This window comes from Flavobacteriales bacterium, assembly GCA_013214975.1.
Taxonomy (GTDB): domain Bacteria; phylum Bacteroidota; class Bacteroidia; order DT-38; family DT-38; genus DT-38.
In genome coordinates, this window is the sequence record JABSPR010000304.1 from 1 (window position 1) to 8,203 (window position 8,203).

The window sequence follows — 8,203 nt, forward strand, 5'->3', positions numbered from 1 at the left end:
CTTCAGGAACTTTAAAAAGAAGATGGAAAAACTATTATAAGCAACCAGTAAACCTATTACAGGAATAAGCTATTATTGTAAACCTAGAGCAGAAATAACATACAAATCTGTCAACCTATATCAGTACAAGACACTCACCCCCAAACCCCCTCTCTAAAAAAAAGAGGGGGCTGGCATTCGTGTAAAATTATAACGATACGTTTATTTGTGGGTTCCCCTCTTTCTTGAGAGAGGGGCTAGGGGTGAGTCAATATGTTATTTTATAAAAAGGATATAACTCTTAATTATAACATTTGAGAATATATAAAGTACATTCGAACCTTCATTTTCGAACATGGTGAGACTATCAATACTTATTCTTTTACTATTTCCTGTTTTTGTTTTTTCACAAGACACAACCATTGTTTCACGGTTGATTACCTCGATTGAGGGAAATGCAGGAATTGCGATGCCATCTGTGATCGAATCCAAGTTGGTTGATGAATTACATGATTCTTATACATCAATTAATGGGTTCAATGTAGGTTATTCTTTATTTATTCCTTTGGCTAAAGGGTTTTCTATAAAACTAGGAATGCAGTATACCCGAGTAGGTTATGGTTTTGATTATTTAAACGATAATTACGATTTGTATCAAATTCATATTGATAGAATGATAGGACTTTTTGATATGCCATTGGGCCTTCAATATTCTTTAATTCCTTCAGATAAAATCGAATTTAGAATAAATGCTGAAGGTGGAATCTCAGTAAAGAACATTGTAAGTGAAGAGTATATTACTACAACAGATTTCTATACATATAGAAATAATTCTAATTCATTACCCAATGGGGTAAATGGCTTTTTATTGGGTGGGGAATTTGCCATTTTATATAGCTTGTCAAATAACTTAAAATTGGGGATAGGTAGTAAATTTAGGTATTACTCAGATGCAATAGATGAATACATCAATGAGAAAGAGAGTGTATCCAAACTTTCTGTTTTTCAAATTAATTCCATGATTGAATACTGCTTTGATCGAAATGAAAGAAGAAAGGATCAGAATATTACGACTACGTCTAAAAAGCAAATGAAAGCAAGTAATAAAGTTGATTCTTTATCCTATGATTTTAAAATCAGGTACAGAAATACTTTACAAGCTGACTTTAAGATATTTGAAGGACTGATTTTAGTAGGATGTGAAAGAATTGTGATAAGTCAAAGACGCTACAAAGCGGGAATAAAAGCAGGTTTGGGTTATGGCATGGAAGGTCCCATAATTCCTTTCGGCTTTACTAACTTGATTTCCTTCGGTGACGTTCATGTTGAGACTAATTTAGAATATGTTTATTGGATAAATAACTCTGGTAGGGGTGTTCTTATACCTCAGGTAGGCTTAAGATATCAAAAACGGGATAGTAGGTTTATGGTGAAAGTTTATTCAATTCCATTTATTGTTGAGAGCTTAAATTTAAGCTCTCCATTTGTGAATAGTTTGGAGCAATTTGGCGCCTCAGTAGGTTATTCATTTTGGGAGTAGATAGCCTCACCCTTTCAACCCCATCTTATCCACCTTTCTAGCTGTGTAGCACAAGAAAGCCATGCCTAATCCGCTAGCTAGAAAAACCCAAGAACCGAGAATATGATAACTACCATAGGTAACCATTAATGTGGCGAGATATGGACCGGGAGTAGTGGCTGCATTCCAGAATGCATCTCCTGCAACAGCCCATCTTCCTTCATTATCGAGGGCAGCCAGTGTGCCTAATAAGTAAGGCATCACAAAGCTATATGTAGCATTCCGCGCCAGCATTAGGTAGAAATACAAATCAGAATCTGTATTAATTATTAGGTACGAGCTGGATAAAACCTGAATACCTAATCCCCAAAGTAAAGGTTTAAAGTTTCCGAATCGAGAACCCATCCATGTGGCAAGTATGCCACCACCTAATCCTAAGAATAAAGCAGACGCTAGAATTGTTCCTCGATGCTCCGCTGATAACCCGATGTTGTCGCCGATTTTATCTTCGTAAGTAAACAAACCATTTTGGCCGAGTTCGTTTATAAATAATCCGAGCATGGCTACAATTGCAATGCTGCGATAAGGTGCAGCTAAAATTTTGTTGAATAAACCTCCAGTTGATTTTGCGCTTTCTTCTGGTTGAAGGAGCCAGTAATAAGCTGGGAATACTAATAATGAATAACCAGCCAATGCCAGATAAACTCCCGTTGCGCCATTCCAAGCAAGAGCAAGCGGGATTAATGCATGAGCTAACGCGAAGACCCCTAAATAACAAATGCTTGTCAAGCCAAAAGCTCTTACCGGGTCGCTCGAAGCAGATCCTGATGCGGTACCAGAACCAGAAACGAGTCCTCCTCCAATAGAAACAACTACTCGAAAGAGCATTAAGGAATCTATATTAGTTGCATATGCTGAAGCAATATTACCACCTACCAAAAGGGCAGTGGCGAACATGGCCATTTTAATTCTGGAATATCTGCTAATGAGTAAGCTTCCAATTAGAAGAGAAATAAAGTAAGACAGATTCTCTAGCATGTAAAGTTTACCAATCTCAGGATCGGAAACATCAAACTTTTCCATCAAAGGAATCAGCATTTGTGGTTGTATTCGAAGACCAAACAGGCCAACAGTCCAAGCCGCTGTCATGGCAATTGCTATGGTAATGATGGATTTGTACTTGTGCATGCCTTATTGGTTTACTTAGGAGTGTGAAAACTCCTAAATGGCTCGTTAATAATAGTATGTACTTTGCAATCTTTGATAACATTTGGAAACTTCCAGCTCAGTTCTTTTACAAAAGACAACAACTCTGTATTAGACTTAGCTTGTATGTCGAAGTCAATATCTGCATCACCAATGCCACTTGCGATGTTAACTATGTTGCGGTTTTTCTCTAGATACTTGATGATAGCTTTTTCATTATCCTTCTGTGAAAGGTACAGGTAGACAATGTGGTTGCTGTAGCCGAGTAGTTCAAAATTGACTTTCACATTAAAGCCGGTGATTATCTTTTTCTCAATTAGATTTGCTACTCGTTGTTTTACTAAAGCTGGGGATATGCTAAGGGTCTTCCCCAAATTAACAAGAGACTCTCTTCCATTAAATGCTAATAGGTCTATTAATTGGTGGTCTATTTTGTCTGTACTTGAAACAACAGGCTCTTGATCTATTGAAGTAGTGACTAGTCTTTTTTTGCTTTTGTTTAGAAAATCGAATTTTAAATAACGCAATTCTGTAAGTACATGTACTTTCTTTTGCTCCAAATTAGAACCTAATATTTTATAAGCATTCATCAATAGTTTGTTCAGATGAATAGGATTTCGTGCTGTAATGTCAATTACAATATCGTTCTCTGCATGTTCCTGCCAAAGCCAAGTAATATTTTCTAACTGTATCATTTCATTCACCAATTCCTTTTCTCTCTTTTTAGTGACGTCTCGTAATTTGAAGGATATTCGATAGGAGAGAAAACCTAAATTACTTGTATCTATTATGGCATAGTAGCCTTCAATTATTCCTTTGCTTTCTAAACTTTCAATGGTGTATTTAACGGCTTGTAATGATCTGCCTAGCGTTTTGGCAATATTGGCGAGTGTTTCGCGTCCATTTAAACTAAGCTCGGTCAGTACTTCTTTTTCTTTTGTACTCAGATCAATAATTAATTTATCCTTAAGCATGGTAATATTATTAATGCCGCAAATATACAAAGTAAAAATTAGAAGCCTAAAAGTTTTATAAAAATGATGTAAAGGCTTATATTTGAGATGAAAGTCAAGTTAATTTGATTTAAATTACATTAAGAAGAAATGGAATCAGTCGGAAAAGGAATCCCAGAAAGAGAGTTTATATCACGAGATAAGTTTGATGATCATGTAGAATACTTAGATGAGAGTAAGTTCAATACTGGGCCTTCGTTACCTATGTGGACATACGCAAGTGAGGAGTTATTGGAATTAGAATACACAGAATGCTTTCTGAAAACGTGGCAATTCGCCGCTCATATTTCCGACCTTCAAAAACCAGGCGACTACGTTGTATTTGATTTATGGCGAGATAGTGCCATTGTTATGGTCGGTGATGATGGTGAGATCAGAGCATTTCAAAACGTATGTACTCACCGTGCTTCAAGATTGTTAGATGGAGTAGGATGTAAAAAGTTAATTCAATGTCACTACCATGCTTGGACATTTAATACAGATGGTTCATTAAAAGGAATTACTCAACCTAAAGAATATCCCGAGTGCGATAAATCTAAAATGGGTTTAAAACGTGTTGGTCTAGAAATATACAGAGGCTTGGTATTCGTTAAAATGTTGGAAAGCGATTGCTTAACTCCTGCAGAACAATTTGCACCTATCGATGATATGTTGGCTGCTTACAATACGGAAGAGGTAGAAAGAATGGGTGAAGGATTTGGTGGGCAAGACTGGCAATGCAACTGGAAATTAGCAAGTGATAATTATGCCGAAAGTTACCACGTGCCAACTGGTCACCCTGGTCTAAATAGAATGACGGAAATGGGTAAAGAAGGTGGAGAATTACCTACAGGTGTTGGTTTTAGTATTTTCAGAATGAAAATTAGCGCCTCTAAGAATTTAGACGAAGCACGTTATCAAGCAATCATTCATACTGCCGATCATAGAGTTAATCATCCCGTAAAGCGATGTTGGTTAAACATGAGCATGCACTATAATATGGGTATCGAAATTAGTAACGAGGTGCTATCGGTATTTCAAGTATTGCCAAAAGGCGTGGATTCTACAGAAGTTAGATACACGATGTTTGGTCGTAAAGACAGGAACGAACACGAGCAAGAATTGATCGAATTAAATTACAAGATCATAAATCAAGTAAACGACGAGGATAAATTTTTAACAGAAAGAATTCAAAGAGGTGCCAGTACACAAAATTATCAGCCTGGACCATTGCATTATCAAGAGTCAACGGTGGCATTAAATCACAAGAATTTAAGAGAAATATTTCCTGTATCTGGTTTGGATATGCCTCCGAAGTGGGGATCATTGGCCGACCTAAATGACGAAATGTTAAAGAAGGCATAGCATGAAGTTATCAGAATTAAAACAGAATTATATCTCAAGAGATAAGTTCGACGACCATATAAAGTACATGGATGAGGCCGATTTCAACAAAGGGCCTTCTTTACCGATGTGGACATATGCGAATAAGGAACTTCTCGAATTAGAGTATGAAGAATGCTTCTTGAAAACCTGGCAATTTGCAGGTCATGAATCAGATCTTCAAAACCCTGGAGATTATATTGTTTTCGATATGTGGCGAGATAGTGCCATAATTATGGTTGATGATGATGGTAAGATTAACGCCTTTCAAAACGTTTGTTCTCATAGAGCGTCAAGATTATTAGATGGTAAAGGGTGCACTAAACTAATACAGTGTCATTATCATGCATGGACATTTAACAGAGACGGTTCGTGCAAGGGAATAACTCAACCTAAAGGATATCCTGATTGTGATAAATCGGAATTAGGATTAGAGAAAGTAGAAGTAGAGGTTTATCGAAGTATGGTATTTGTAAAAATGAAAGAGAGTGATTGCCTGTCGGTTGCAGAACAGTGGGCTCCAATCGACGAATTTATTGCTCCATACAATACAGATGACTATGAACGAATCGATGGATCTTTTGGCCAAGATTGGAAATGTAACTGGAAATTGGCCAAAGATAATTACGACGAAAACTACCATGTTCCAACTGGTCACCCTGGTTTACAACGCATGACAGAAGTTGGTGAAGAAGGTGGTGAGTGTGAGACAGGTGTTGGATTCGGGACTTTCAGGATGAGGATAAAAGCGTCAAAAGCTCCCAATGAAGCAAGGTATCAAGCCCTTATTCATACCTCTGATCATCGGGTTGAACATCCGGTGAAACGATTATGGTTTCAGGTAACGATGCATCACAATATGGGCATCGAATTTAACAACGAGGCTCTTTGGGTATTTCAAATATTACCTAAGGGAGTGGATAAAACAGAAATTCGGTATTCTTTATTTGGTCGGAAGAATATGAGTGACCATGAACGTGAACTTACTGATCTCAATATTAAAATAAACTCTCAAGTTAATGATGAGGATAAGTTCTTGGTGGAAAGGATACAGAAAGGAGCATTGACGAGTAATTATGAGCCGGGGCAATTATCATATGCAGAATCTTCAGTTGCTTTGACACATAAAAGGTTGAAGGAACGATTTCCTGTGTGTAGCTTAGAAAAATCTCCAAGGATAGGTAAGCTGAAAGAAGTGAACGATAGAATGAAACAATAATCAATATGGCTAAGATAACACGAAGGGATTTTCTAAATGGTGCTTTATTAGCTGCTGGTGCAACCATGATTCCACCCATGGCGATGAGTAATAAATTTCTAAACCTCGTTGATCCTGAATATTATCCTCCATCATTAACAGGCATGAGAGGAAGTACAGAGTCTGCTTATAAGCATGCGCATGCAAGAGCTTGGGGCGCTAAATCCGATTGGGGATCTGTAATCGAAGATGATGATGAATACGATTTGATAATTGTAGGGGGAGGAGTAAGCGGGCTATCAGCAGCTCATTTTTACCAGAAGGAACATGGTGACGACAAAAAGATATTGATCTTAGAAAACCACGATGACTTCGGCGGGCATGCAAGAAGGAACGAACACCATATAGATGGTAAAATGGTTATTGGTAGCGGTGGCTCTCAATCTCTGCAGTATCCATCTCAGTACAGTGATATAACGAAAGAATTACTCGATGATATAAATGTAGATGTAAGTAGGTTTGATAAATATTATGATCAAAACTACTATGAAAAAAACGAGCTCTTTAATGTTACCTATTTCGACAAGGAAACTTATGGTGAAGATAAAGTGCTTAATTATGCACTAGGTGGATATGGAGATTCAATGACGCGTGAGAATCCTAAAAACTTATCTGTAGAGGAAGCGCTAAGGCAAATGCCTTTGGATGCTGGAGTGAAAGACGAATTGCGTCGGGTTATGAATGGTGAGTATAAAAACGACAGCGCAAATAATGCTAAAGAACATATTGAGTACTTAACAAATACACCCTTTTTCGAAGTTCTCAAGAATAATTACAATGTGTCTCACCCTCAAATATTAGAGATGTTGCGTTGGATTGGAAGCGATTATATGAACAGTGGAGCGGATACTTTCAGTGCCAAAGAAGCATATTATTCTTTAATCCCCGGAATGCCTAGAGATGTAATGGAAAAACTAATTGGTGAAAAGGCTACCAAGGATTTCCTGGGTGTTAGTTACGATCCTTACATTCATCATTTCCCAGATGGGAATGGAGGGGTAGCAAGGCTTCTCGTGAGAAAGCTAATCCCGAATGCTGCTGAAGGAAATACGATGGAAGACATTGTTCTGGCAAAAATGCAGTACAATCAACTCGATAAAAAAAGTAACATCGTCCGTCTTCGACTAAACAGTACAGTAGTTAAAGTAGAGCATGAAGGTGATGTGAAAAATGCCAGTAAAGTAAATGTGAATTATATTAACAATGGCAAAGCATATCAGGTAAAAGGCAAGAATGTAATAATGGCATGTTACAATATGATGGTGCCACATTTGGTACAAGACTTACCAATCAATCAAGCTACAGCATTAAAGAAAAACGTTAAATCTCCTTTGGTGTACACCTCGGTTGGGATGAGAAACTGGGAAGCGCTCAAAGAATTAAAAATTGCCGCAGTAGTTAGTCCTGGAAGATGGCATACCCAGTCATTCTTAGATTTTCCTGTTAGTATGGGAGGGTATCAGCATAGTATAACACCAGACCAGCCAGCAATTTTCAATATGGTATATATTCCCGGAGCTGATGAATACGGTGGCCATCCATACGATCACTTTAAAGCAGGACGGTATAAGTTACTAGATACAACATTCGACCAATTTGAGAAAGAAATAAAACAACATTTAGGAGGCATGCTCGGGGGAGCAGGTTTTGATCCAGATCGAGATATCAACAGCATAACTATAAATAGGTGGTCGCACGGGTATAACTATTCTGGCGGCGATTTGTATGATTTTGACGGTCATAAAAACGCCAAGATTGGAAGAAAGAAATTTGGACGAATAGCAATTGCAAATTCAGACTCAGACTCAACATCATACATATTCGCGGCGATTGAACAAGCCAAAAGGGCGGTAGACGAGCTGTAAA

Annotated in this window: 6 protein-coding genes; 4 read left to right on the forward strand and 2 right to left on the reverse strand. The window is 37.7% G+C overall.

Features of this window, described 5'->3' with window-relative positions:
- Nucleotides 1-334: 334 nt before the first annotated feature.
- Nucleotides 335-1,519, forward strand: coding sequence for an outer membrane beta-barrel protein (locus tag HRT72_09555; GenBank protein NQY67951.1), 1,185 nt, complete (start codon nt 335-337; stop codon nt 1,517-1,519).
- Between the two features lie 6 nt (nt 1,520-1,525).
- Here the strand turns inward: HRT72_09555 and HRT72_09560 are convergent, their stop codons facing one another.
- A complete protein-coding gene (locus tag HRT72_09560; GenBank protein ID NQY67952.1) occupies nt 1,526-2,686 on the reverse strand; it encodes an MFS transporter in 1,161 nt (386 codons plus the stop codon).
- Nucleotides 2,687-2,697: 11 nt separating this feature from the next.
- Complete coding sequence (locus HRT72_09565) at nt 2,698-3,678, reverse strand: Lrp/AsnC family transcriptional regulator (protein NQY67953.1); 981 nt, start codon at nt 3,676-3,678, stop codon at nt 2,698-2,700.
- A gap of 129 nt (nt 3,679-3,807) precedes the next feature.
- On the opposite strand from HRT72_09565, the gene HRT72_09570 reads away from it, so the two are divergent.
- The 3 genes from HRT72_09570 to HRT72_09580 are packed head-to-tail and all read left to right on the forward strand — an operon-like array spanning nt 3,808 to nt 8,202.
- The gene (locus HRT72_09570; protein ID NQY67954.1) at nt 3,808-5,061 is read left to right on the forward strand and encodes an aromatic ring-hydroxylating dioxygenase subunit alpha; all 1,254 of its coding nucleotides are present in this window, start codon (nt 3,808-3,810) and stop codon (nt 5,059-5,061) included.
- Between the two features lies 1 nt (nt 5,062).
- A complete protein-coding gene (locus tag HRT72_09575; GenBank protein NQY67955.1) occupies nt 5,063-6,298 on the forward strand; it encodes an aromatic ring-hydroxylating dioxygenase subunit alpha in 1,236 nt (411 codons plus the stop codon).
- Nucleotides 6,299-6,303: 5 nt separating this feature from the next.
- A complete protein-coding gene (locus tag HRT72_09580) occupies nt 6,304-8,202 on the forward strand; it encodes an NAD(P)-binding protein (protein NQY67956.1) in 1,899 nt (632 codons plus the stop codon).
- Nucleotide 8,203 lies beyond the last annotated feature (1 nt).

Coding starts and splice junctions, on each gene's coding strand:
- HRT72_09555 (NQY67951.1), top strand. CDS start 335: ATGGTGAGACTATCAATACTTATTCTTTTACTATTTCCTGTTTTTGTT.
- HRT72_09560 (NQY67952.1), bottom strand. CDS start 2,686: ATGCACAAGTACAAATCCATCATTACCATAGCAATTGCCATGACAGCG.
- HRT72_09565 (NQY67953.1), bottom strand. CDS start 3,678: ATGCTTAAGGATAAATTAATTATTGATCTGAGTACAAAAGAAAAAGAA.
- HRT72_09570 (NQY67954.1), top strand. CDS start 3,808: ATGGAATCAGTCGGAAAAGGAATCCCAGAAAGAGAGTTTATATCACGA.
- HRT72_09575 (NQY67955.1), top strand. CDS start 5,063: ATGAAGTTATCAGAATTAAAACAGAATTATATCTCAAGAGATAAGTTC.
- HRT72_09580 (NQY67956.1), top strand. CDS start 6,304: ATGGCTAAGATAACACGAAGGGATTTTCTAAATGGTGCTTTATTAGCT.